Origin of the sequence: Actinacidiphila epipremni (genome assembly GCF_012034175.1) — a bacterium.
Classification (GTDB): domain Bacteria; phylum Actinomycetota; class Actinomycetes; order Streptomycetales; family Streptomycetaceae; genus Actinacidiphila; species Actinacidiphila epipremni.
Window position 1 is genome coordinate 1 of the sequence record NZ_JAATEJ010000024.1, and the last position, 24,241, is coordinate 24,241.

The window sequence follows — 24,241 nt, forward strand, 5'->3', positions numbered from 1 at the left end:
GGGTGTCCTTTCCGTACCCCCCCCCCCCGCCCCCCCGGGCCCGGGATTTCCCCCACCCGGTTGTTGAACCCCCCCCGCCCCCCCCTTTCCCCCGCCCCGCCCCTTCACCCGTCCCCGCAGCCACCCCTCCCCGTACCCCTGCACGTATTCCTGCACGAAAGGACACCGCCATGCCCGCCACCACCCGGGTCCGCACCGCCCTCCTGCGCTCCCTCGCCGCCGCGGCGGCCCTCACCGCGACCCTGACCGCATGCGGCGGCAACGGCTCCTCGGCCGGCTCCTCGGACCCGGGCGCGGCGAAGAAGTCCTCGCAGAGCACCGTCACCGTCGGCGCGCTGTCCAACGGCGCCGCCCGGCAGACCGACCTCACCGTGCCGGTCGTCGCGTCGATCCGCGCCGAGCTGCCGCAGCGGGTGATCGACGCGAACGAGCTGGTGATCGGCGTGGGCGCGCTGCCGTCCGGCTCCGCGCCGATCAACTTCATCGGCAGCGACCAGCACACCCTCACCGGCTCCGAGCCCGACATCGGCCGGCTGGTCGCCGCCGTCCTCGGCCTCAAGCCGGTCGTGAAGAACTCCACCTGGGAGAACCTGTTCGTCGGCATCGACAGCGGTCGCACCGACGTGGGCTTCTCCAACATCACCGACACCGAGGAGCGCAAGCGGAAGTACGACTTCGCCTCCTACCGCCAGGACAACCTCGGCTTCGAGGTCCTCAAGTCCAGCACCTGGAACTTCACCGGCGACTACGAGGCCCTGGCCGGCCAGACGGTGGCCGTCGGCGCCGGCACCAACCAGGAGCGGATCCTGCTGGAGTGGAAGAACAAGCTCCAGAAGGAGGGCAAGAGCCTCACGGTCAAGTACTTCCCCGACAACAACAGCACCTACCTGGCGCTCAGTAGCCACAAGATCGACGCCTACTTCGCACCCAACCCCGGGGTCGCCTACCACTCCGCGAAGGACGCGAACACCCCCAACCCCACGCGCAGCGCGGGCACGTACTCCGGCGCCGGCGCCACCCTCCAGGGCCTGATCGCGGCGACCACCAAGAAGGACAGCGGACTGGTCAAGCCGGTCGCCGACGCCCTCAACTACCTGATCAAGAACGGCCAGTACGCGAAGGTGCTCGCCGCCTGGAACCTCTCCGACGAGGCCCTGCCGTCCTCCCAGATCAACCCGCCCGGCCTGCCGCTCAGCAACTCCTGAGCGCAACGCCCGCCCCCGCCGCCCCGTCCGCACCACCCCGGAGTCCGCCATGCCCGACCCGACCCCCGACCCGATCCCTGCCCCGGCCCCCGCCGCGCCCACGCGCATCGACCCGCGCGGACCGCGCTTCGGCGCCGCCGTGACCACCGTCGTCCTGCTGGCGGTCCTGGCCACCGGCAGCGGAGTGCTGCTCGCCGCGCAGGCCGCCGTCTTCGCCGCCGGCGCCGTAGGGGGGCTGCGGTTCTCCCCGTACGGCTGGGTCTTCCGGCACCTGGTGCGCCCGCGCCTCGGGCCGCCGCAGGAGCTGGAGGACGAGCGGCCACCGCGGTTCGCCCAGGCCGTCGGCCTCGGCTTCGCGGTGATCGGGGCGGCGGGCTATCTGTCGGGCACCGGCTGGCTCGGCATCGCCGCGAGCGCGGCGGCACTGGTCGCGGCGTTCCTGAACGCCGCGTTCGGCTACTGCCTGGGCTGCGAGCTCTACCTGTTCGCGGTGCGCACGGCCCGGCCGCGGGCGGGCCGGCCGTGAGCGGCTGGACCGGCCCGGCCGTCGCCGCCCTCGCCCTGGCGGCGGCGACCGCCTTCGGCCTGCTCCGGGCCCGCCGCGACGGCCGGCTCCGCGGCGCCGGGCGGGGCGGCGCCCTGCGGCTGACCACCGCCGACCTGGGCGCGGCACTCGGCGAGCGGGCCACGCTCGTGCAGTTCTCCACCTCCTTCTGCGCGGTCTGCCCCGGCACCCGGCGGCTGCTGGCGGACGTCGCCGCCACGGCGCCCGGTGTGCGCTTCGTCGAGATCGACGCCGAGGACCGCCTGGACCTGGTCCGCCGCGCCGACGTGATGCGTACCCCCACCGTGCTCGTCCTGGACCGCACCGGCCGCCTGGTCCGCCGCGCCGCCGGCGCCCCCACCCGGGCCGACGTGGCCGCGGCCCTGGAGCTGGCGACGGCACCCTGAAGGCCGCACCGTTTGCCGGAACGGCAACGATGATCGCGCCGCGGGTCCCCCGGGCCGCATGATCGACGGGTAGCCGCCCGCGCCTGCGAACCCGAGGAGAAGCCATGCGCCCCGAGCCGCCCACCGGACCCCGCCACCGCACCGTCGAGGGACCCGCCGGGCGCCTGCACCTGGTCGAGCAGGGCAGCGGGCCGCTGGTCCTGCTCGTCCACGGCTTCCCCGAGTCCTGGTACTCCTGGCGCCGACAGCTCCCGGCCCTCGCGGCGGCCGGCCACCGGGCGGTCGCCCTCGACGTACGCGGCTACGGCCGCTCCTTCGCGCCCGCGGCGACCGAGGCGTACCGGATGCTGGACCTCGTCGCGGACAACGTCGCCGTCGTGCGCGCCCTCGGCGAGGAGAGCGCGGTGGTCGTCGGGCACGACTGGGGCTCTGCCGTCGCGGCCACCTCCGCCCTGCTGCACCCGGAGGTCTTCCGCGCGGTCGGCCTGCTGAGCGTCCCCTACGCGCCGCCCGGCGGGCCCCGGCCCACCGACGTCTTCGCGCAGATGGGCGGCGACGAGGAGTTCTACGTCTCCTACTTCCAGCAGCCCGGCCGCGCCGAGGCCGAGATCGAGCCCGACGTCCGGGGCTGGCTCGCGGGCTTCTACGCGGCCCTGTCCGCCGACACCATGCCCGGGCAAGGCGAGCCCGACCCGCACTTCGTGACCCGCGCCGGCGGCCGGCTCCGCGACCGCTTCCCCGCCGGCCGGCTCCCCGGCTGGCTCACCGAGGACGACCTCGACTTCTACGCCGGGGAGTTCGAGCGCACCGGCATGACCGGGGCGCTCAACCGCTACCGCTGCATGGACCGCGACTGGGCGGACCTTGCCGGCTTCGCCGGAACCCCGGTCACCCAGCCCTCCCTCTTCGTCGGCGGCGCCCTGGACGCCTCCACCACGTGGATGGCCGACGCGATCGACGCCTACCCCGCCACCCTCCCCGGCCTGGCCGGCAGCCACATCCTCGACGGCGCCGGGCACTGGATCCAGCAGGAACGCCCCGCCGAGGTCAACCGGCTGCTGACCGGCTGGCTGGACTCCCTCCCGGCCTGACCGGCCGGGAACGCCCCGGCGCACAATGGCAGGCATGCACGACGACGCCGCGGCGCTGACCGCCGCCGCACGGGAGCGGGACACCGACACCGCAGAGCGGCTGCTCGCCGCCGGGGCGCCGGCCGACGAGGCGATCCACGGCATCCGCGTCCCGTACGACGAACTGGCCGACCGGGCGCTGGCCTTCGCCCCCGGTCACGCCGGGCGCTTCGCCGCCGCGGCGGCGCTCGCGGACCGCGTGGACGACGAGACGTTCGCCGTCGCCGCCCGGCAGCTGGCCACCGCCCCCGACGCCGGGCGACGCAGGTTCGCCGCCGAGGTCCTGCTGGTGTACGGCCTGTACGCCGAAGGCGTCGAGGACGCCGAACGGCTGGAGAAGGCGGCGGGCGAGGTGCTGCTGCGCCGGGCGGCGGTGGAGCAGGACCCGGGGGTGCTCACCGAGATCGTCTGCGGACTCGGGCTGCACCACGACCCGCGTGCCGTCCCGGCCATCCTGCGGCACGCCCGCAACCCCGAGCCGGACGTACGCGCCCAGGTCGCCGCGGCGCTGACCGGCATGGTCGCGCCGGACGACACCGAGGCGCTCGGCACGCTGCTCGCCCTCGTCGAGGACCGGGACCCGCGGGTCCGCCGGTGCGCCGCCGCCACCCTGGCCGACCTCCGGGCCGACCCGCCCGCCGTGCGCGCCGCGCTGGCCGGGCTGCTGGCCGACCCCGACCCGGACGTGGCGGTCGAGGGCGCCCGCGGCCTGGGGCTGCGCGACGACCCGCGCGGCGACACCGTCCTGGTGCGTGCCTTCGACAGCCGCCCGCCGGACAGCACCCCGGAGGCCCACCGCACCTACGAGGCCATCCGCCGGATGCCCATGGCCCGCTTCCTGGCCGCCCGCGCCGCCCTCGCTGCCCCCGGCACCCCCGGCACCCTCGGCACCTGAGCCGCGCTGCCGGCGGGCGGCTCGTGCCCGTGGCCTGTGCCGTGTGTTCGAGCGTGGGCGTATCGGTGCGACGTCATTCGTCCGCTGGTGGGCGTGCGGGATTCTCCGTTATTCCTGATCCCACTCACCCGGGCGAAAGGCGGAACAGGCCCGGGGTCCGCAGGCAAGGAGTCGCATTCGGTATGAGAAGAGCCGCAGCAAGAATCGTGCCCCTCACTGTCGCCCTCGGCGTGTTCGGCGCGGTCGCGTGCAGCAGCGGTGCGTCCTCGGGCGGGGACGACGCCGGCACCACCCTCAAGATAGCGCTGTGGGACTACACGACCACCCCGGAGTTCAAGGCACTCATCGACGGCTTCGAGGCGAAGTACCCGAAGATCCACATCGAGCCGGTGGACATTCCGTCCGCCACCTATTCGGACCGCGTGACCGCGCTGCTGGCCGAGGGCGACACCACCGATGTGCTCACGCTCAAGAACGTCACGGACTACGCGCGTTTTGTCTCGCTCGGGCAACTGCGGTCGGTCACCGGCGTCGTGGAGAGCCTCCAGGAGAAGTCCGCTTACGGCGGGCTCCCCGACTTCGAGTACAACGGCCGCTATTTCGCGGTGCCTTACCGGCAGGATTTCTGGGTGCTGTTCTACAACAAGGCGTTGGTGGGCAACGCCGACATGTCGCATCTGACGTGGAGCGGCTTCGCGACCCTGGCCGAGCAGCTGACGCACGGGTCGGGGCCGTCGAAGGTGTACGGGACGTATCTGCACACCTGGCGGTCGGTGGTGCAGGCGGTGGCGGCGGCGCAGACCGGCGGGGATCTGCTCGGCGGGGACTACTCCTTCTTCAAGGACCAGTACACGATGGCGCTGGACGTGCAGAAGGCCGGGGCGACGCTGCCGTTCGCGACCGCGTCCAGCCGGAAGACCACCTACGACGCGCAGTTCACCACCGGTAAGGCCGCCATGGTGCCGATGGGCACCTGGTGGGCCGCGGCGCTGCTGGCGGAGAAGGCGCAGGGCAAGAACGACGTCGACTGGGGCATGGCACCGCTCCCGCAGATCCGCGACGACGGCACCGTGACCACCTTCGGCTCACCCACCGCCTTCGCCGTCAACATGCGCTCCACTCATCTGGAGGCGTCCGAGAAGTTCATCGAGTGGGCGGCCGGTCCCGAGGGGGCCGCCGTGCTCGCCAAGATCGGCATCGTCCCGTCCTACACCGACGACGCGATCACCGAGGAGTTCTTCGGCGTGCGGGACATGCCCACCGACGTGACGTCGCAGCAGGCCATGCAGCCGGCGAAGGTGCAGCTGGAGATGCCGGTGAGCGCCAGGTCCGCGGGCATCGACCAGATCCTCACCGAGGAGCACCAGCGCGTGATGACCGGGCAGAAGTCCGTGGGCGCCGGGATCGCGGAGATGGACCACCGGGTGCGGACCGAAGTCCGCTGAGGGCGTTGCGCCACACCACGTAGAGGGCGCAGCCGGGAAGGACGGCCAGTCCCAGCAGCGGGGCGCGGTCCACCAGGGCCGCCGCGGCGACCAGCACGACCAGGTTCGCCAGCGCCGACGCCGGGCGCCGCAGCAGGCCGTACGGTGCGGCCAGGTAGTCGGCGGGGGAGAGCGGGCGCCCGGGCGCCGCCGTCGCCGCCAGCACCATGGCGTGCACACCGGACAGCGCCGAGCCCACCGCGACCAGCGCGAGGGCGGGGCACACCGCGAGGCCCACCGCGGTGTGCCGCAGCAGCACCGCGTCGGTCCCGCACACCGCGGCGAGCAGGGCGTACGGCGTCCACAGCGCCGCGGCGCGGCGGAAGAGCCGGCGGTAGGCGCGCGGCAGTTCCACCGCCCGGGCCGATCCGGCCCCGTCGTCCGCGGCCCGCTCCAGGTAGCCGAACACCCCGGCGAGCGCCGGTCCGACGCACAGCCAGAGCAGGGTGAAGGGCACCGGGTGCCGCCACGGCTGGTGCGTGGCGGCCAGCGCGGCCAGCAGCGGCAGGCAGCCGGCCGCGAACCCGGCGTTGACCACCAGCACCTGGTGGACATGGGACCAGATCAGCTCCCACGACCCGTAGGACACGTTGGTCGGCAGCCGCCGTGTGGTGCCCCGGGGCGTGGTGGTGGGCGAGGTCATGGCGGTCACCCCTTCATTCCGGTGGTGGCGATACCGCGGACGAAGTAGCGCTGGCCGAGCAGGAAGATGACGAGGATCGGGACGACCGAGATCACCGAGCCGGCCATGATCATGGCGTACTGCGCGTCGTACTGCCCGATGAAGGACCGCAGGCCGATCTGCACGGTCCACAGGTTGTTGTCGGTGAGGTAGATGAACGGGCCCATGTAGTCGTTCCAGGTGTTGACGAACGTCAGCAGGGCCAGGCTCGCCAGCGCCGGCTTGGACAGCGGCAGCATGATCCGCGCCCAGATCCCGTACTCGCTCAGCCCGTCGAGCCGGGCGGCCTCGCTGATCTCGTCGGGGATGGTGAGGTAGAACTGCCGCATCAGGAACACCCCGAAGGCGCCGAACGCCTGGATGAGGATGAGCGACCAGCGGGTGTTCACCAGGCCGAGCTTCTGCATGATGATGTACTGCGGCACCATGTACGCCTGCCAGGGCACGGCGATGGTGGCGATGTAGCCCATGAAGAGCGCGTCCCGGCCGGGGAAGCGCATCTTGGCGAAGCCGTACGCGGCGAAGCTGCCGGTGAGCACCTGGAGGAAGGTGATCACCACGCTCAGCAGAACTGAGTTCTCCAGGTACGTGGCGAGCGGTATCTGCGTCCAGATGTCGGTGAAGTTCTGCCAGTGGTAGCTCTTGGGGATCCACTGGATCGGGACGGTGAAGACGTCCCGGTCGGCCTTCACCGAGGAGCTCGCCATCCAGCCGAACGGCAGCAGGATCAGCACGGCGAGCACGGCCAGGAACACGTACATCAGCGCCCGGCCGACGGTGTGCCCCGCCCGCCGCCCGGGCAGGGCCGCGGGCGGGGCGGACGCGGCGCCGGCCGCGGGGCGGGTCTTGCGCAGCACTGTGGTGTTCATCGTTCGCTCCTGCGCTGGAACCGGAACTGGACGAGCGTGATGGCCAGCACGATCACGAACAGCGCCAGGGAGATCGCCGAGGAGTAGCCGAACCGGCCCTGGGTGATGCCCTCGCGGAAGATCAGCTGCGACAGCACCAGGGAGGAGCGGCCGGGTCCGCCCTCGGTCATCACCTGCACCAGGTCGAACACCTTGAAGCTGGAGATGGTGAGCATGATCATCACGAAGTACGTGGTGGGCCGCAGCCCCGGCAGGGTCACATGCCGAAAGCGCGTCCACGCGCCCGCGCCGTCCATCCGCGCCGCCTCGTACAGCTCGGCGGGGATGGTCTGCAGGCCGGCGAGGAACAGCACCATGTAATAGCCCATGTCGCGCCAGACGCTGGTGAGGATCAGCGCCGGCAGCGACCAGTCGGTCGAGGTCGTCCACCCCGGCGGGTGGGACCACCCCAGGTGCCGCAGCACCTGGTTGACCGGGCCCATGTCGGGGCTGAGCAGCATGTTCCACACCACCGCCACCGCGACGAGCGAGGTGACGTAGGGGAAGAAGAACGCGGTGCGCAGGATGCCGACGCCGCGCAGCTTCTGGTTGAGCAGCACCGCGAGGCCCAGCGAGGCCGCCAGGGTCAGCGGTATGTGCCCGGCCGCGTACCAGCACGTGTTGCGCACCGCGGTCCAGAAGTTGTCGTCGTGCCACATCCGGCGGAAGTTCGCCGTCCCGACCCAGTTGGGGGTGGAGTACGAGTCCCAGTCGGTGAAGGCGACGACGAACGCCCCGACCACCGGGACCAGGGTCAGGGCGGCGAAGCCCAGGAAGTTCGGCAGGACGAAGCTCCAGCCGACCAGCACGGTGCGCCGGCGCCGGCGGCGGCCGTTGTCGGCCGTCGCCGGTGCCGGGGAGGAGGAGACCGCCGTCACTGGACTTCGTTCTTGACTCGGCTGTCCATCTCCTTGATGCCGGCGTCGACGGACTTCTCGCCGGTCATCACGAGCTCGTGCTCCTCGGTCAGGATCTGGTCGATGTCGGAGGACTTGTCACTGACCGGCATCTCCAGCTGCACCTTCGACGGCTGCATGGCCTGCTTGGACAGCGCGTCGGTCGGCATGCCGGCGACCCCGAAGAAGGCGTTCATCACCGAGTCGCTGTGGTAGGACGGCACGATCCCGATCTTCGCCACGGCCGCGGCGCCCTCGGGGCCCGAGGCCCACTCGACGAACGTGGTGGCGGCGTCGGCGTTGCGGGCCTTCTTGTTGACGGCGAAGGCCGTCGGCGAGCCGAAGGTGGTGGTCTTGCCGTCGTCGGCGATCTGCGGGATCGGGGCCATCGCCCAGTCGACCGGGTTCTTGCCCTGCGCCTTCTCCGCCAGCAGGGCCGCGCCCCACCAGGTGCCCATGGGGACCATGGCGGCCTTGCCGGTGGTGAACTGCGAGTCGTAGGTGATCTTCTGGCTCTTGGCGGTGCCGAACGGGATGGTGGCGCCCGCCTTCTGGATGTCCAGGGCCACGGTGTACTGGTCCTTCATCCAGCTGTAGTCCGGCTTGAGCAGGTCGCCGCCGGTCTGCGCGGAGGCGATCGCCTGCACCACCGAGCGCCAGGTGTGCAGGTAGGTGCCGTAGACCTTGGAGGAGCCGGAGCCCTTGGTGGACTGCTTGGCGAGCGTGTCGAACTGGTCCCAGGTCAGATGGGACATGTCGGCGTCGCCCACCAGGGCCTTGTTGTAGTACAGCACCCAGAAGTCCTGGCGGTAGGGCAGCGCGTAGTACTTGCCGCCCAGGTCGAAGTCCTCCAGGCCGGAGTACGACGCCTTGTCCGGCAGCTTGCCGACGTAGTCGGTGAGCGGCAGCAGCTGCCCGCGGGTGCCGTAGCGGGCGTAGTCCGTGACGTTCTTCATGGTCAGCACGTCGGTCTTGTCGCCGCCGGCGAGCATCGTGGTGACCTTGTCGGAGTAGTCGTCGGCCAGGATGTCGACCGGCTCGACGTGGATCTTGGGGTACTTCGCCTCGAAGCCGTCGATGAGCGCCTTGAACTCCGGGGTGGTCTTGTAGTTCCACAGCGCGATCTTGATGGTGGTCCTGCCGTCCGACGTCGTGCTGGAGCCGCCGCCGCCGCAGGCCGCGGCGCCGAACAGCGTGGCGGCGAGCGCGACGGGGAGGACTCTTGCGGTCGTCTTTCTCATGAGGGTGCGGCTCCTTGTGCGGTGGATGCGTGGGGTGCGGTGGGGTGTGCGATGGAGTGTGCGGTGGGATGTGCGAGGGGGTGCGGTGAGGGTGCGGTGCGTTTCGGAGGCGGGAGGGAAGTGTGGATGGTTGCGTAAACGTGGGTCAAGCGCTGAGACCGGACGCCCAGTGCTCCGCGGTGATCTCGGCCGTCAGCGGCTGGTGCGCCGTCCAGCGCGCGAGCTCGTCGAGGGTGTGGTCGGTGAGCCGGCCGATCTCGCTGCCCAGCGACCCGGCGATATGGGGTGTCACCATGACCCGGTCCGTCCGCCGCAGCGGTGAGTCGGCCGGGAGCGGCTCGGGATCGGTGACGTCGAGGATCGCGAACAGCCGGCCCGCGGCGCACTCGGCGGCGAGCGCCTTGCCGTCGATGAGACTGCCGCGGGCGGTGTTGATCACGGTGGCGTGGTCCGGGAGCCGGCTCAGCTCCGCGGCCCCGATCAGATGCCGGGTCTCGGCGAGTTCGGGGGCGTGCAGGGTCAGCACCTCCGCCCTGGGCAGCAGTTCGTCCAGGGGCACCAGGGTGGCGCCGGCCGCCGCGACCTCGTCCGGGTCGGCGTAGGGGTCGGCGACCAGGCAGGTCGTGCCCTCCAGCAGGCCCAGCAGGTCCACGACCCGGCGCCCGATCCGGGAGAAGCCGACCACGCCGACCGTACGGCCGAGGTTCGACAGGTCGCCGTAGCCGGTGACGCTGCCCCACCCGCCGTACGCCAGGCGTTCGTCGGCCGCGAGGAAGGGCGCCTTCTTCCCGGCGAAGATGATGGCCGCCAGGGTGTACTCCGCGACGGGCACGGCGTTGGCGTCGGCCGCGCTGGTGACGCGGATGCCGCGCTGCCACACCGGATCCCCGACCAGGCCGCGTACGCTGCCCGCGCAGTGCAGTACCGCCCGCAGCCTCGGCGCCGCGGCCAGCCGGGCGGGCGTGAGCTCGGGCGCGCCCCACGAGGTGAGCAGCACCTCGACATCGGCCAGCCGCCTTCTCGCCCGCCGGCTGTCGAGGTCGTCGGTCCACAGCGGGTCGCCCAGCGTCACCAGCGAGTCGAGCCGGTCCAGCCGGCCCCGGTCGAAGTGCGCCTCGAAGCTCGACCGGCTCATCGCGACCAGCGCGTGCGGCTTGGTCTCCATGGGTCGTCGGATCCTTTTCCTCGGAACGAGTGCTACACCGGTGTTTCCGATGAGTTCCGTTCCAAATACGTTGGAACAGAGATAGTGGTGTTCGGCATATGTTCACTAGAGTCCGAACAGAGCCGCAACCAAACGTTCAACTTCGAACACAGGGAGAGGCGCCTCGATGGGCGACGATCGGCTCTTCGCACTGCAGCGGCGTGAGCGGGTGATGGACGAACTGCGCAGGCACGGCGCGGTGCGGGTCCGCGACCTCGCCAGAATCCTGGAGGTCAGCGAGCTGACCGTCCGGCGGGACATCGCGGCCCTGGCCGCACGCGGGCTGCTAACCCGGGTGCACGGCGGTGCGACGCTGCCCACCGAACTCGACCCGGCCACCCCGGCCGTGCCGAGCCGCCGGCCGCGCACCGCCGCCACGGCGTTCACGATCGGCATGGTGGTGCCGTCGCTGGACTTCTACTGGCCGCCGATCGTCAGCGGCGCCCGCGCGTCGGCCGCCGCGCTCGGCGTGCACATCCAGCTGCGCGGCTCCAGCTACGACCAGGCGGAGGACCGGCGGCAGATCTCCCGGCTGATCGCCGCACAGCAGGTCCAGGGACTGCTGCTGGCGCCCAACCTCGAAGGCGAGGGGGCCGACGAGCTCATCGACTGGATCGGGAACCTCCCGGTGCCGACGATCCTGGTCGAACGGCAGACCCCGGACTGGACCCCGACCCCCCGCCAACTGGAATGGGTGCGCAGCGACCACGCCCTGGGGCTGGAGACCGCGGTACGCCATCTGCACGAGCACGGCCACCGCCGGATGGGGCTGGTGCTCTCCAAGGGCAGCCCCACCTCGGCCCATCTGAGCGTGGGATGGCAGCGGGCCTGCGCGGACCTGGGCCTGCCCGCCGAGTTCGTGGTGCGCGAGAGCGTCGCGCTCGACGTCCCCGGCCACCGCGAGATCATCAGCAGGATCCTGGAGCGCTGCCGGCACCACCGCACGACCGCGCTGATCGTGCACAGCGACCCGGACGCGATCTCCATCGCCCAATACCTCGCCGAGCAGGGCCTGTCGATACCCGGCGACATCGCCATGGTCAGCTACGACGACGAGGTGGCGCAGCTGGCGGAGCCGGCCATGACGGCGGTCCGCCCGTCGAAGTCCCGGGTCGGGCGGGTGGCGGTGGAGATGATGGTCGCCCGCCTGGTCGAGGGCAAGCGCCGCCCGCCGCAGCGCGTGCTCATCCTGCCCGAGCTGGTCATCCGCAACTCCTCGGTGAACTCCACCGGGCAGCTGTGGTCGGCCGCCACCGGCGACGCGGCGCCGTACACCTGACGCGGGCCGCACCGTACGGGCGCGACCGCACGCGCGAACGCGTTCGATCGTGAACGGTCGGTTTCGGATACGTTCCCGGCTGTTGACCCGGCGGCGTCCGGCGGCTTGGGTGGGCGGTCATCCGCCACCGGCCTTTTGCACCCACGGAGTTCGCCATGACGGCCGTCCCGCCCCCCGAAGACCGCAGCCGGTCGCCCTTCACCGGCTGGACCCGGGCGCACTGGACGGCACTGGCCGACCACGGCCTCGCGGCCGTCGAGCCCTACCGCTCCCCGAAGGGCGCCTACGTCGACCTGCCCGGTCCGGCCAGCCGCAACGGCCGGGTCTCGGACGGGCTCGAAGGCTTCGCCCGCACCTTCCTGCTCGCCGGATTCCGCGTCGCCGGCGAGGGCGGCGACGACCCGGCCGGGCTGCTGGAGCGCTACGCCCAGGGGCTCGCCGCCGGAACCGACCCGCACTCGCCCGAAGCCTGGCCGCGCCCCGACGTCCTGGACCAGGCCAAGGTCGAGGCCGCCTCGATCGCCCTGATGCTCCAGATCACCCGCCCCTGGCTGTGGGACCGGCTCGACGACCGGGTGCGCGAACGCGTCGCCGACTGGCTGGGCGCGGTCGTCGGGCAGCCGTACCCGCCCATCAACTGGGTCTGGTTCCGGATCGTCGTGGAGTCGTTCCTGCGCGAGGCCGGCGGGACCTGGAGCGCCGCCGACATCGAGGCGGACCTCGCCGTGCACGCCTCGCTGCGCCGCCCCGGCGGCTGGCTCAGCGACGGCCAGGAGCGCGCCTACGACCACTACACCGGATGGGCCCTGCACCTCTACCCGCTGCTGTGGACGCACGCCTTCGACGTGACCGGGACGCTGTGCCCGCCGCAGCTGCGCGACCGCTGGGCCGGCGACCTGGCCCGCTACCTGGACGACGCGGTGTGCCTGCTCGGCGCGGACGGCTCGCCGCTGCTCCAGGGCCGCAGCCTCACCTACCGCTTCGCCGCCGCCGCGCCCCTGTGGGTCGGCGCGCTCACCGGCACCGGGAACCTCGCGCCGGGGCTGGTGCGGCGGGCGGCCAGCGGCATGCTGCGGCACTTCCACGACGCGGGCTCCTTCGCGCCGGACGGGCTGCTGCGGCTGGGCTGGCACGGGCCGTGGCCGCCGATCCGGCAGGCGTACTCCGGCCCAGGGTCGCCCTACTGGGCCGCCAAGGGCATGCTCGGGCTGATGCTGCCCGCCGGGCACCCCGTGTGGACCGCCACCGAGGAGCCGCTGCCCGTCGAGCAGGGCGACGTGGCCCGGACCGTGACCGCGCCGGGCTGGCTGGTCTCGGCCCGCAGCTCCGACGGCCTCGCCGTTGTCGTCAACCACGGCACCGACCACGCCAACCCCGGCGCCACCTGCGCCGACAGCCCGCTCTACGCCCGCCTCGGGTACTCCACCGCCACCCTGCCGCCGCTGACCGGGCCGACCACCGCCGATCCGCTCGACAACAGCGTCGTCGTCCTGGACGCGGCCGGACGCGCCTCGCACCGCAGCGGATTCAGCACCCTGCTCACCGAACAGCGCCCCGGCGGCGTCCTGGTCGGCGCCTCCCGCGGCCGGGTCCGCTGGGTCGACACGGCCGGCGACACCACGCCCGACCACGGCTCCGGCCGCACCGGCGGATACGTCCAGGGTCCGCTGGTCACCGTGGCGTCCGTGCTGCGCGCCGGGCACGAGGTCCGGCTGGTCCGGGTCGACGCCCCCGAGGGCGCACCGCCCTCCTGGCGCGCACTGCGGCTCGGCGGCTGGCCCGTACCGCTCGCCGCCCCGCCCGCGCAGCAGCCCGGCCAGGACCGTACGGCGGCGGAGGTCGCCGGCCCCCGGCTGCGCAGCCGGCTGCGGGCCCTGCGCGGCTTCTCCCGGGCCGGCGTCACGTCCGAGCCCGCCACCGGCCCGCTCGCCGCGTGGACCGCCGTGCCCTGGCTGGCGACCGAGGACCCCGTGCCGCTCGGCGAGGTGCTGGCCGCCTCCGTCGTGCTCGACCGGGGCGCCGGCGACACCGCGGAGCCCACCGTCACCGTCCGGGACGCGGACGAAGGCGGACACCGGGTCACCGTCGCCTGGCCGGACGGCGTCCGGGCCGCACTCACCCTGCCCGCACCCTCATGAACCCGCAGGCCCCCGGCGTCCTGGCCCGCCGGTTCGCCGCCGCCCTCCCGCCCGGCGCCCGGCTGGCCGGCTACGCCCGCGCCGGCCGGCCGCCGGTGCCGGCCGCGGAGGACCGGGCGGTGTGGGACGCGGTGGACCCGGCGACCCGCGAGCGCATCCTCGCCGACGCCCAAGCCCACCTCGCCCGCCCCGCGCCGGTGCTGCGCGCCTCGGACTGGGCCCGCACGTTCCGCGACGGCGTGCGGACCGCGTACGAGGACCGGGCCCGCGCGCTGCGCGACCGCGTCGCCCTGACCACCCTGGCCGCGGTGCTCCGCGACGAGACCGCGCCGGCCGGTGCGCCGCCGGGCACGGCACCGTGCCTGGACGCCGCCGCGGACGGCCTGGTGGCGCTGCTGGAGGCGAGCACCTGGTGCTGGGCACCCCACGAGCGGTTCGCCGCCGAACGCGGCGAGCAACTCCCCGACCCCGACCGGCCCTTCCTCGACCTCGGCGCGGCCGAGACCGCGCTGGTCCTGGCCTGGGCCGACCATGTGCTCGGCGCCCGGCTGGACATGCGGCTGCCCGGCATCCGCCGCCGGATCAGGCGCGAGATCCGCCACCGCGTCCTCGACCCGTTCCGGGACGTACGCGACTGGCACTGGCTCGGGCTCGCCGGCGACGCGCACAACTGGAACGCCTGGATCCACCACGCCGTCCTCACCTGCGCCCTGCTGCTGGTCGACGACGACACCGAACGGGCCGCTCTCGTACGGCTGGTGGTCGAGGGCCTGGACCACTACCTGGCCGTGCTGCCGGACGACGGCGGCATCGACGAGGGCGTCGCCTACTGGTGGCTCGGCGCGGGACAGCTCCTGGAAAGCCTCGACCTGCTGGCGACCGCGGGCGGCCCCGCCCTGGACGCCCGCGACCTGCCGCTGCTCGCCGAACTCGTCCGCTACCCGCTGCGGATGCACCTGGCCGGCCCCTGGTACGTCAACGTCGGCGACGCCCCGGCGCGGCAACCCGACCCGCAGCCCTGGCAGTTGCTGCACCGCTGGGGCCTGCTGCTGGGCGCCGCCGACGTCACCGCGCACGCCGCGGCGCAGGGCCACGCCCTGGCCCTCGACGCGCACCCCGCGCAGGGCCTCGGCCGTACCCTCGCCGCCCTCGCCGACCCGCGCTGGCGCGCCGCCCGCCGCGCCGAGCCCGACCCGCGGGCCGGCCGGCCGCCGGCGGCCGTATGGCTGCCCCGGGTGCAACTGCTGGTCGCCAGGGAGGCGGAGGGCACCGCGGCCGGCCTGACGCTGGCCTTCAAGGGCGGCCACAACGGCGAGCGGCACAACCACCTCGACGTCGGCTCGTTCACCGTCGCGCTCGACGGCCGGCCGATGGTCGTGGACGTCGGCAAGCCCACCTACACCGCCGCCAGCTTCGGCCCCGACCGCTACCGGGCCTGGCCGCTGCGCTCCGACTGGCACAACGTGCCGCAGCCCGGCGGCCAGGGCCAGCTCCCCGGAGCCCGCCACGGGGCCAGGGACGTCGTCGTCCGGCTCGCCGGCGACTGCGCCTCCTGCGAGGCCGACCTGGCCGCCGCGTACCCCGACGGGCTCGTACGCTCCTGGCGCCGCACCGTGCGCCTGGTGCGCGGCCGGCGCGGGGGAGCGGCCCATGTGCTGGTCCTGGACACCACCGGGCAGGTACCGGCCGGCGGCGTGCTGCTGCGGCACGTCCTGGCCGGCGAGGTGACCCTCGACGACGCCGCCGGCACCGCGCTGGTGACCGCCGAAGGCGGCCGGGCGCTGCGACTCGGCTGGGACCCGGCACTGCTCACCGCCCGGCTCGACCACCGCGACCTGGACGACCCGCAGCTCCGGGCCTCCTGGGGCGACCGGCTGGCCCGGCTCACCCTCGCCCCGCGCGACCCGGAGGACGGGAGCACGGGGCTGCGCGCCCGGGTGCGGATCGAACGGGCGGGAAAGGCCCCGCACCCGCAGGCGCAGGTGCCCGGCGAAATGCCCCCGGGATTCACCGGAAGATGAAGCGCGCCCTTCCTGCCGCCGCCCGGCACGGCATTATGCGACGCCTGCGCGGGCGGCCCCATTCCGTACGGCCGGCTGCGGCACCGCAACGGCATATTCCGGCGAAGTCCCTTTCGCGCGCGGAAGGTTACGGGAATAATGAATACCCGCCGGAACCGCCGGTCGCCAGGGCGTGTTCGTACCCGAAGCGGAAAATCCACACTCGTACACGGAACAGGCTGCGGTAATGCCTTCGAGGCGGTGCCGGCGGCCTTTTGTTTCCGCGGTATTGACTCCGCCTCAGCCCGGCTGTAACAATCCTCGGCACATGGCTGTGAGCGATAACAGCCATCGGCGGCCGACAAAGCCGAACGCCACCGAATACCGGCCCCGGCGGTGGGCCGGCACCACGGGGCGGCAATTGGCGGAACGCCGCGAACCGACGGCATCACCCGGCCGTCATAGCCCCGCGCTCATGCGCTCGCCGATCCCCGTACGCGAGCCCCGAACCGGATTCCGCACCGCGCATGTGCCCGCGGGTGCCCGACCGTTCCGGACACCTCCCCCACAGAAGGGCAACGACCATGGCCGACGACACCCCCACCGGCGCTCCCCCCAGGGCGCCGTCGCGTCGCCAGACCCTCGGCATGCTGGGCGCGGGACTGCTCGCCGCCGCCGGCCTGCCGGCGACCCGCGCCGCCGCCGCCACCCCGGCGAGCACCAGTGTGCTCATCTCCGGGTCGCTGGCGTCCTACAGCACCTTCGAGAGCAAGTGGAACTACCTCTACCCCTGGGGCGACAGCCACAACGGCTCGGCCCTGATGGTCGCCAGCTCCTCCAACCACAACCACGTCTCGCTGTCCGGCGGCGTGCTCACCCTCACCTCGACGCCCTACGTGGGCGACGGCTTCAACTACCACTCGGGCACCGTCTACGCCAAGCAGCAGGTGCTCGTGGACAGCTCCTGGCCGTCGTGGGAGGTCAGCGGTGACTTCCAGGCGCCCTCCGCCAAGGGCACCTGGCCGGCCTTCTGGCTCACCGGCGTGAACAGCTGGCCCCCCGAGAGCGACATCCTGGAGTTCAAGGGCTCGGCGACCAACTGGTCCAACACCTACAAGAACACCTCGGGCGCCTGGTCCAACACCCTCACCCCGATCTCCGACCCCGGGGCGTGGCACACCTACCGGGCCGTGCTCAAGAAGTCCGGCAGCAGCAATGTGCAGATCCAGTACTTCATCGACGGCGTGCTGAAGGGCACCCACACCGGAGCGGGATTCGTCGGGCAGCCGATGTGGCTCATCATCGACTACCAGATGGAAGGCTCCTCCGGATCGCCGGGCCCGACCACGACGACGTACTTCCGGGCGCGCAACCTCTACCTCGCGCGCAGCTCCTCCTGATCCCCGGGGCCGGCCACGACCGGCCGTCCGCCCCGCCGGCGGCGCGATGTTTACGTAAACATCGGCCGCCAACACCCCCCACACCCACGGAAGGAACGCGGCAATGAGAACGCACACCCCCGCCACGACCGGCGTCACCCGCCTGGTCGCCGTCCTGGCGGCAGCGCTTCTGGGCTTCTTCGCCATGACCCAGACCGCCCAGGCCACCACCGTGACCCGCTATCCCGGCACCGTCGCCTACGACACCTCGGGCAACGTCATCCAGGCCCACGGCGAGGGCCTGATCAAGGTCGGCAGCACCTACTACTGGCTGGGCGAGGACAAGACCAACGGGTCGCCCTTCCAGAACATCAAGTGCTACTCCTCGACCGACTTCAAGAACTGGACGTTCGTCCGCAACGTGCTGACCCGGCAGTCCAGCGGCGACCTCGGACCCAACCGGATCGTGGAGCGCCCGCACGTCATCTACAACGCGGCCACCTCGACGTACGTGATGTACATGCACATCGACAACAGCAACTACTCCGAGCGCAAGGCCGGTGTCGCCACCAGCAGCAGCGTGTGCGGCGCCTACACCTACCGCGGCAGCTCCAAGCCGCTCGGCCACGACAGCCTCGACGACAACCTCTTCCTCGACGGCAGCACCGGCTACTTCATGAGCGAGGACCGCACCAACAAGAAGCTGCAGATCTACAAGCTCTCCTCGGACTTCCTGAGTGTGTCCTCCCTGGTCAAGACCCTCGACCAGTACGAGGCGCCGGCCATGGCGAAGATCAACGGCACCTACTTCGTCTTCGGCTCGCACCTGACCGGCTGGTCGACCAACGACAACCAGTACGCCACCGCGAGCTCGATCAGCGGCACCTGGTCGTCCTTCAGGAGCTTCGCGCCCTCCGGCACCAACACCTGCAACTCCCAGACCACCGCGATCGTGCCGGTCTCCGGCTCCAGCACCACCAGCTACATCTTCCTCGGCGACCGCTGGAACTCCGGCAACCTCGCCGACTCCCGCTACATCTGGGAACCGCTCACCGTCAGCGGCACCAGCGCCTCCCTCACCTGCCGCGACTCCTGGACCATCGACACCTCCACCGGTGTCGTCGGCTAGCTCTCCCCCCCCCACCCCCCCGGTCCGGCCGCGTACGAGGCGGCCGGGCCGGGGCCTGCGGCGGCGCGGGCTCACTCCTCGGTCGGCCCCAGGTCGGGGGTGCCGCACAGGCCGACCTCGGCGCGGGCGGTGGCGTGCAGTTCCAGCACGACGATCTCGTTGCGTCCCGGGCGCAGCGCCGGCCCCGGGACGTAGAGGCGGCGCTGCGGGCCGCGGGACCAGTAGCGGCCCAGCGCGAAGCCGTTCACCCAGGCGCAGCCCTTGGTCCAGCCGGTCAGGTCGAGATACGTGTCGGCCGGTGCGGCGACGTCGAACTCACCGCGGTGGAAGACCGGTCCGACCAGCGGGGCCGGCCCCGGGTCCGCGAAGGCGAGGCCGGACAGGTCGGTCAGCGGCAGCGCCGTGCTGGACCAGCCGGTCAGCGCGGCCCCGTTGGCCGTCACGGTGCCGAGCAGCCCCTTGCGGTCGTGGATCGCCCGGCCGTAGTTGACCCGGCCCTGGTTCTCCACCAGCAGCGACAGCAGCGCGCCGCCCTCGGGCACGGTGAACGCCAGCGCGTGCTCGTGGTTCTCCCGCTCCAGGACGCCGGCCGGCTGCCCGTCGAGGAAGACCTGCGCCCGGTCGCGCACCGCCGGCACATGCAGCACCGTGGCGCCGGGGACGGTCAGCCGGGCCTGGTAGAAGGCGAAGCCCAGGCCGTCCCCGGCGCCGTGCCGGGCGGCCAGCTCCTCCAGCGTCAGGGGCCGCTCGCCCGGGACCGCCGTCCCCAGGGCCGGCAGCTGCGCGAGCAGCGCGGCGCGCCGGGGCAGCGCGATGCCGGGCAGGTCGAGCTTCTTGGACGGTTCGGGCAGCGGCGCGTCGGGGACGGGCGCGTAGCGGGCGATGACCTCGCGGAAGGCCGCGTACTTCGGGGTCGGGTCGCCGGCTTCGTCCAGCGGCGCCCCGTAGTCGTACGAGGTCACGGTCGGCCGGTAGGTGTGCTTGTCGTTGGCGCCGTTGGTGAAGCCGAAGTTCGTGCCGCCGTGGAACATGTAGAGGTTGACGCTCGCCCCGGCGGCCAGCAGCCGGTCCAGATCCTCGGCGGCGCTCTCCGGGGGCCTTGCCGCGTGCAGGCCGCCCCAGCGGTCGAACCAGCCGTTCCAGAACTCCCCGCACATCAGCGGGCCCTCGGGCTGGTGCCCGCGCAGCCGGGCCAGGCTCTCCGCCACCCGGCTGCCGAAGTTCGCGGTGGCCAGCACACCCGGCACCGACCCGCGGGCCAGGTCCGCCGGCTGGTCGCAGGTGAACAGCGGGACGTCCACGCCGTGCGCCCGCAGCATCTCGGCCAGCCGCAGCAGATACGGCCGGTCGTCGCCGTAGGCGCCGAACTCGTTCTCCAGCTGCACCGCGAGCACCGGCCCGCCCCGGGTGCCCAGATACGGCGCCGCCCTCGGCAGCAGCGCGGCGAAATACCGCTCGACCGCGGCGAGGAAGCGCGGATCGGTGCTGCGCAGCCGGATGTCCGGCTCGGCCAGCAGCCAGCCGGGCAGCCCGCCGCCCTCCCACTCGCCGCAGATGTACGGGCCCGGGCGCAGCAGGACGTACAGGCCCTCCTCGGCCGCCAGCCGCAGGAAGCGCTCCAGGTCCAGGCCGCCGTCGGCGGTGAACTCGCCGGGCCGCGGCTCGTGCAGGTTCCAGGGCACATAGGTGTCGACGGTGTTGAGCCCCAGCAGCCGGGCCTTGCGCAGCCGGTCCCGCCACTGGTCGGGGTGCACACGGAAGTAGTGCAGGGCCCCGGAGATGATGCGGAAGGGCGCGTCGTCAAGACGGAAGCCCTCCTTGTCTATCCGCAGTACGGGCATGGGGTCCTGGTCCTCCGCGGTGGGTTGCTTCCGAAGATCGATGTTTGCGTAATCATTTCCCTCCGCGAGTCTGACCAGCGCCGAGTGCGGTGTCAAGGCTCGGCAATCGGGCGGCCGGCGATCGGCGATCGGCGGGGGAGAGGGGCAGGGGGGAGGGGGGAGGGGGGAGGCGGCGGTGCGGCTCAGCGGGCGGTCGCCGGCGGCGGTGGCGCGGTGCTGCTGCGGACCACCAGCCGGGTCGCCACCAGGTCGGTGCCGCGCTCGGCCTCGTCGTTGCGGATCTGCCGCAGGACGCTCGCGACGCAGCGCCGCCCGACCTCGGCGAAGTCCTGGTGGACGGTGGTCAGCGGCGGCAGGTACGACGCGGCCTCCGGGATGTCGTCGAAGCCGACGACGCTGACGTCCTCCGGCACCCGGCGGCCCGCCTCGTGCAGCGCCCGCAGCACCCCGAGGGCCATCTGGTCGTTGGCCACGAACACCGCCGTGCAGTCCGGGTCGGCGGCCAGCGCCAGCCCGGCCCGGTAGCCCGACCGCGCCGACCAGTCGCCGCGCAGCACCTGCGGCTCCGGCCGGCCGGCCGCCGCCAGCGCCGCCCGCCAGCTGTCCACCCGGCGCTCCGCGGCGTACGACTTCTCCGGCCCGGCCACATGCCACACCGTGGCGTGCCCGAGATCCAGCAGATGCCGTACGGCCGCCTCGGCGCCGCCGGCCTGGTCGGTGTCGACCACGCTGTAGCGGTCACCGGCGTTGGAATCGACCACCACCACCTGCGCGTTGGGCGGCAGCGTCACGGTGGCGGTGTCCAGCAGATGCACTTCCATGATGATCACGATGCCGTCGACGGCCAGTTCGCCGAGCCGGGTGAAGGCCCCGCGCACCTCGTCCTGGGTCGGGACGGTGACCGGCAGGAGGGTGGTGGCGTAGCCCTCCTCGGCCGCCGAGGTCGCGACGGCCTCCAGGGTGCGCATGTTGCCGGTGGTCGACAGGTTGAAGAGGATGACGCCCAGCGTGCGGAACTCCCCGCGCTTGAGGGCGCGGGCCGCGCTGTTCGGCCGGTACCCGAGCTCCTTCATCGCCGCGAGCACCTGCTGCCGGGTGCTCTCGACGACCCCGGGGAAGCCGTTGGAGACCCGGGAGACGGTCTGCGCCGAGACGCCGGCGAGCTTCGCCACGTCCGCCATGGACGCGCCCCGCCTGCGTCGCGGCCCGCTCACGGCCCCGCCCTCGGCGGCCGGCACCGCCGGCTGTGCCTGGCCGGGGGCGCCGCGCCGGCCCGGCCGGGCTTTCGTGCTGTCGCTCACGCCGTCGTCCACCTCGTTGTCGCGCCCGCCGTGCGGGCCTTCGCGCTCGTCGTCCTCAGGCGCCTGACCTGCCCGTTCTGGTGGGCGGCAGAGGCGCGGGGGTGATTGCGCAATCATATGGGCCGCCCACGGACCCGCCGCCCGCGCACCCGCCTGCCGGGGCCGGGTCCGCTCGGGCCCGCTCGGGCCGGCGAGTGGCGGAGCCGCGCCCACCGGGCCCCGCCACTCGGCTTGGATGCGGGCGTCAGCCCACGCTGAAGCCCTGCTGCTTGCCGTAGGAGACCGACCGGTCCTGCCACGCCTTGAGGCCGTCGGCCAGCGTGGTCGAGGACACGTACGCCTTGCCGACGGTGTCGTTGAAGACCGAGTTCGCGTACACCTGGTAGGGCAGGTACGACCAGCCGGGCAGGACGTTCTTCGCCGACGCGGAGAAGATCTTGTTGGCCTGCTGCCCGCCGAAGTACGGGAACGGCGTGTCGAGGAACGCCTGCGAGTCCAGGTCCGCGGTGGTCGCCGGGAAGGCGCCGCCCTTGATCCGGGTCTGGACGCCGGCGCCCTGGTCGGCGTACTGCGCGAAGGCGTAGGCCAGTGCCTTGTTGCCGCCGGCCTGCATCACCGCCAGCGAGCTGCCGCCGTTCTCGGCGCTGGCGTTCGCCCCGGCCTGCCACTGCGGCAGCGGCGCGGCGCGCCAGTCGCCCGAGGCCGCGGCGACGCCCGAGCTGAAGTTGGCGGGCATCCACGCGCCGGTCGCGAGGGTGGCGATGGTGCCGTCGGCCAGGCCCTTGTACCACTGGTCGCTCCAGCCGGGCACCGGCGACACCAGGTGCTCGGAGACCAGCTGCTGCCACACCTTGGTGTAGGCGGCCGTCCCCGGGTCGTTCGCGAAGTCGACCTTCACCTTGGTGCCGTCCACCGTGTACGGCTTGCCGCCGGCCTGCCAGATCAGGCTGGTGGTCATGCCGGCGTCACCGGTGTCGCTGGTGATGTACGCCTTGGGGTCGGCGGCGTGCAGCTTGCGGGCGTCGTCGAGGTACTGCTCCCAGGTGGTCGGCACCGGCAGCTTGTAGGTGTCGAAGACCTTCTTGTTGTAGAACAGCGCCATGGGCCCGGAGTCCATGGGGAGCCCGTAGACACCGCCGTTGATGTTCACGGAGTTCCACGGGCCGGGGGAGTAGGTCTTGGACAGGTCCTTGGCGCCGTAGGGGCTCAGATCGGCGACCGACTTGCCGAGCGCGAACTGGCTGAGCGCGTAGTACTCCACCTGCGCGACGTCGGGCACGCCCTTGCCGGCCTGGACGGCGTTCTGCAGCGCGGTGTACTGGTCGTTGCCGGTACCGGCGTTGACCAGCTTGACGTGCACCTTGGGGTAGGCGGCCTGGAAGTCGGCGACGACCTGCTTGAGGGTGGGCTCCCACGCCCACACCGTGAGGTCGCCGCCCTTGGCGAGCGCCGACCGGACCGCGCTCGCCCCGGAGCCGCCGTCCTTCGCGTCCGACCCGCCGGAGGAGCCGCATGCGGTGAGCCCCAGTGCGGCGGCGGCGACCGCCGCGACCGCGGGCGCCCAGCGGCGAAGTGCTCTGTTGGTCATCTCGTTTCACTCCATTGTGCTTGTGTCCCGTAAGGAGGGGATGTCAGAGGGGGCGGGGCGTTCGGGGCGCGGGCGCGGGGTGCGCCCTCGGCCGAGCGGGGGGCGGCTACTCCTTGACGCTTCCGGCCGCCAGTCCCGACTGCCAGTAGCGCTGCAGCAGGAGGAAGGCCGCGACGAGCGGGACGATGGTCAGCAGCGAGCCGGTGACGACCAGGTTGAACACCGGCTGGCCGCCCACCGTGGACGCCTGCTGGTTCCAGGAGTTGAGGCCGATGGTCAGCGGGTACCAGTCGGGGTTCTTGATCATGATCAGCGGCAGGAAGTAGTTGTTCCAGGTCGCGACCATGGTGAACAGCAGCACCGTGACGATGCCGGGGGCCAGCAGCGGCAGGCTGATCCGGAAGAAGGTGCGCAGCTCCCCGGAGCCGTCCACCCGGGCCGCCTCCAGCAGCTCGTCGGGTATCGCCTCGGCGGCGAACACCCACATCAGGTAGAGGCCGAACGGCGAGATCAGCGACGGGATGACGACCGCCCACGGGGTGTCGGTCAGCCCCATCTTGCTGAACATCAGGAAGGTGGGCACCGCGAGCGCCGCGCCGGGCACCGCGACGGCGCCGATCACCACGGCGAACACCGCGCGCCTGCCGGAGAAGTCGAACTTCGCCAGCCCGTAGCCGCCCAGCACCGCCAGGAACGTCGCCCCGCCGGCGCCGAGCACCACGTACAGCAGGGTGTTCAGCAGCCACCGGACGAAGATGTGGTCGTCGTAGGTGAACGTCTGACGGATGTTGTCCCACAGGGCGAAGTGCCCGGAGAACCACAGGCCGAAGGAGTCCAGCAGCCTCGGCTGGGTCTTGCAGGCGTTGACCACCAGCCAGGCCAGCGGGAGCAGCGCGTACAGGACGACGATCGAGGTCAGCGCGGTGAGCAGCACGCTGCGGCGCGGCCGGCCGGGGGTGTGCAGCCGCGCGGTGTGCGGGCGGGCCATGC

The 24,241-nt window shown here is 72.6% G+C and carries 20 protein-coding genes; 11 read left to right on the forward strand and 9 right to left on the reverse strand.

Features of this window, described 5'->3' with window-relative positions:
* The first annotated feature begins 170 nt into the window (after positions 1 to 170).
* From HCN08_RS25495 to HCN08_RS25520, 6 genes are all read left to right on the forward strand, one after another.
* Positions 171 to 1,205 (forward strand): ABC transporter substrate-binding protein, encoded by a 1,035-nt coding sequence (locus tag HCN08_RS25495; protein WP_167985586.1) that lies wholly within the window; start codon positions 171 to 173, stop codon positions 1,203 to 1,205.
* 49 nt (positions 1,206 to 1,254) lie between these two features.
* The gene (locus HCN08_RS25500) at positions 1,255 to 1,731 is read left to right on the forward strand and encodes a DUF4395 domain-containing protein (RefSeq protein WP_167985587.1); all 477 of its coding nucleotides are present in this window, start codon (positions 1,255 to 1,257) and stop codon (positions 1,729 to 1,731) included.
* Positions 1,728 to 2,156 carry a TlpA family protein disulfide reductase gene (locus HCN08_RS25505; RefSeq protein ID WP_167985588.1) on the forward strand — a complete coding sequence of 143 codons (429 nt, stop codon included), beginning with the start codon at positions 1,728 to 1,730 and terminating at the stop codon, positions 2,154 to 2,156. Before HCN08_RS25500 ends, HCN08_RS25505 begins: the two co-directional genes overlap by 4 nt.
* Positions 2,157 to 2,260: 104 nt before the next feature.
* Complete coding sequence (locus tag HCN08_RS25510; protein WP_167985589.1) at positions 2,261 to 3,247, forward strand: alpha/beta hydrolase; 987 nt, start codon at positions 2,261 to 2,263, stop codon at positions 3,245 to 3,247.
* A 34-nt stretch (positions 3,248 to 3,281) separates the two neighbouring features.
* Positions 3,282 to 4,181, forward strand: coding sequence for a HEAT repeat domain-containing protein (locus tag HCN08_RS25515; protein WP_167985590.1), 900 nt, complete (start codon positions 3,282 to 3,284; stop codon positions 4,179 to 4,181).
* 182 nt (positions 4,182 to 4,363) lie between these two features.
* Positions 4,364 to 5,626 carry an ABC transporter substrate-binding protein gene (locus HCN08_RS25520; protein ID WP_167985591.1) on the forward strand — a complete coding sequence of 421 codons (1,263 nt, stop codon included), beginning with the start codon at positions 4,364 to 4,366 and terminating at the stop codon, positions 5,624 to 5,626.
* Here HCN08_RS25520 and HCN08_RS25525 read toward each other — a convergent pair.
* From HCN08_RS25525 to HCN08_RS25545, 5 genes are all read right to left on the reverse strand, one after another.
* Positions 5,532 to 6,308 (reverse strand): hypothetical protein, encoded by a 777-nt coding sequence (locus HCN08_RS25525; RefSeq protein WP_167985592.1) that lies wholly within the window; start codon positions 6,306 to 6,308, stop codon positions 5,532 to 5,534. The genes HCN08_RS25520 and HCN08_RS25525 overlap by 95 nt on opposite strands.
* A gap of 5 nt (positions 6,309 to 6,313) precedes the next feature.
* Complete coding sequence (locus tag HCN08_RS25530) at positions 6,314 to 7,216, reverse strand: carbohydrate ABC transporter permease (RefSeq protein WP_167985593.1); 903 nt, start codon at positions 7,214 to 7,216, stop codon at positions 6,314 to 6,316.
* Entirely contained in the window at positions 7,213 to 8,133 is a 921-nt protein-coding gene (locus HCN08_RS25535) for a carbohydrate ABC transporter permease (protein WP_167985594.1), read from the reverse strand. The genes HCN08_RS25530 and HCN08_RS25535 overlap by 4 nt, the downstream gene beginning before the upstream one ends.
* Entirely contained in the window at positions 8,130 to 9,392 is a 1,263-nt protein-coding gene (locus tag HCN08_RS25540) for an ABC transporter substrate-binding protein (protein WP_167985595.1), read from the reverse strand. Before HCN08_RS25540 ends, HCN08_RS25535 begins: the two co-directional genes overlap by 4 nt.
* Positions 9,393 to 9,537: 145 nt before the next feature.
* Positions 9,538 to 10,557, reverse strand: a complete 1,020-nt coding sequence (locus tag HCN08_RS25545; RefSeq protein WP_167985596.1) for a hydroxyacid dehydrogenase — start codon at positions 10,555 to 10,557, stop codon at positions 9,538 to 9,540.
* 166 nt (positions 10,558 to 10,723) lie between these two features.
* Here HCN08_RS25545 and HCN08_RS25550 point away from each other — a divergent pair, with 166 nt between their 5' ends.
* The 5 genes from HCN08_RS25550 to HCN08_RS25570 all read left to right on the forward strand — a co-directional run bounded on the left by HCN08_RS25550 (position 10,724) and on the right by HCN08_RS25570 (position 18,521).
* Positions 10,724 to 11,875 (forward strand): substrate-binding domain-containing protein, encoded by a 1,152-nt coding sequence (locus tag HCN08_RS25550; RefSeq protein ID WP_167985597.1) that lies wholly within the window; start codon positions 10,724 to 10,726, stop codon positions 11,873 to 11,875.
* A 155-nt stretch (positions 11,876 to 12,030) separates the two neighbouring features.
* The gene (locus HCN08_RS25555) at positions 12,031 to 14,013 is read left to right on the forward strand and encodes a DUF2264 domain-containing protein (RefSeq protein WP_167985598.1); all 1,983 of its coding nucleotides are present in this window, start codon (positions 12,031 to 12,033) and stop codon (positions 14,011 to 14,013) included.
* Positions 14,010 to 16,034 carry a heparinase II/III domain-containing protein gene (locus tag HCN08_RS25560; protein ID WP_167985599.1) on the forward strand — a complete coding sequence of 675 codons (2,025 nt, stop codon included), beginning with the start codon at positions 14,010 to 14,012 and terminating at the stop codon, positions 16,032 to 16,034. The genes HCN08_RS25555 and HCN08_RS25560 overlap by 4 nt, the downstream gene beginning before the upstream one ends.
* Positions 16,035 to 16,597: 563 nt before the next feature.
* A complete protein-coding gene (locus tag HCN08_RS25565) occupies positions 16,598 to 17,413 on the forward strand; it encodes a glycoside hydrolase family 16 protein (protein ID WP_206319242.1) in 816 nt (271 codons plus the stop codon).
* Positions 17,414 to 17,516: 103 nt separating this feature from the next.
* Positions 17,517 to 18,521 (forward strand): family 43 glycosylhydrolase, encoded by a 1,005-nt coding sequence (locus tag HCN08_RS25570; RefSeq protein ID WP_167985600.1) that lies wholly within the window; start codon positions 17,517 to 17,519, stop codon positions 18,519 to 18,521.
* A 71-nt stretch (positions 18,522 to 18,592) separates the two neighbouring features.
* On the opposite strand, the gene HCN08_RS25575 is transcribed toward HCN08_RS25570, so the two are convergent.
* The 4 genes from HCN08_RS25575 to HCN08_RS25590 form a co-directional block, all read right to left on the reverse strand.
* Positions 18,593 to 20,362: a glycoside hydrolase family 35 protein gene (locus tag HCN08_RS25575; protein ID WP_167985601.1), complete on the reverse strand. Its 1,770-nt coding sequence runs from the start codon at positions 20,360 to 20,362 to the stop codon at positions 18,593 to 18,595.
* A 182-nt stretch (positions 20,363 to 20,544) separates the two neighbouring features.
* Positions 20,545 to 21,543 (reverse strand): LacI family DNA-binding transcriptional regulator, encoded by a 999-nt coding sequence (locus HCN08_RS25580; RefSeq protein WP_167985695.1) that lies wholly within the window; start codon positions 21,541 to 21,543, stop codon positions 20,545 to 20,547.
* 364 nt (positions 21,544 to 21,907) lie between these two features.
* Positions 21,908 to 23,251 carry an ABC transporter substrate-binding protein gene (locus HCN08_RS25585; protein WP_167985602.1) on the reverse strand — a complete coding sequence of 448 codons (1,344 nt, stop codon included), beginning with the start codon at positions 23,249 to 23,251 and terminating at the stop codon, positions 21,908 to 21,910.
* 106 nt (positions 23,252 to 23,357) lie between these two features.
* Positions 23,358 to 24,239 (reverse strand): carbohydrate ABC transporter permease, encoded by an 882-nt coding sequence (locus tag HCN08_RS25590; protein ID WP_167985603.1) that lies wholly within the window; start codon positions 24,237 to 24,239, stop codon positions 23,358 to 23,360.
* Between the last annotated feature and the right edge of the window lie 2 nt (positions 24,240 to 24,241).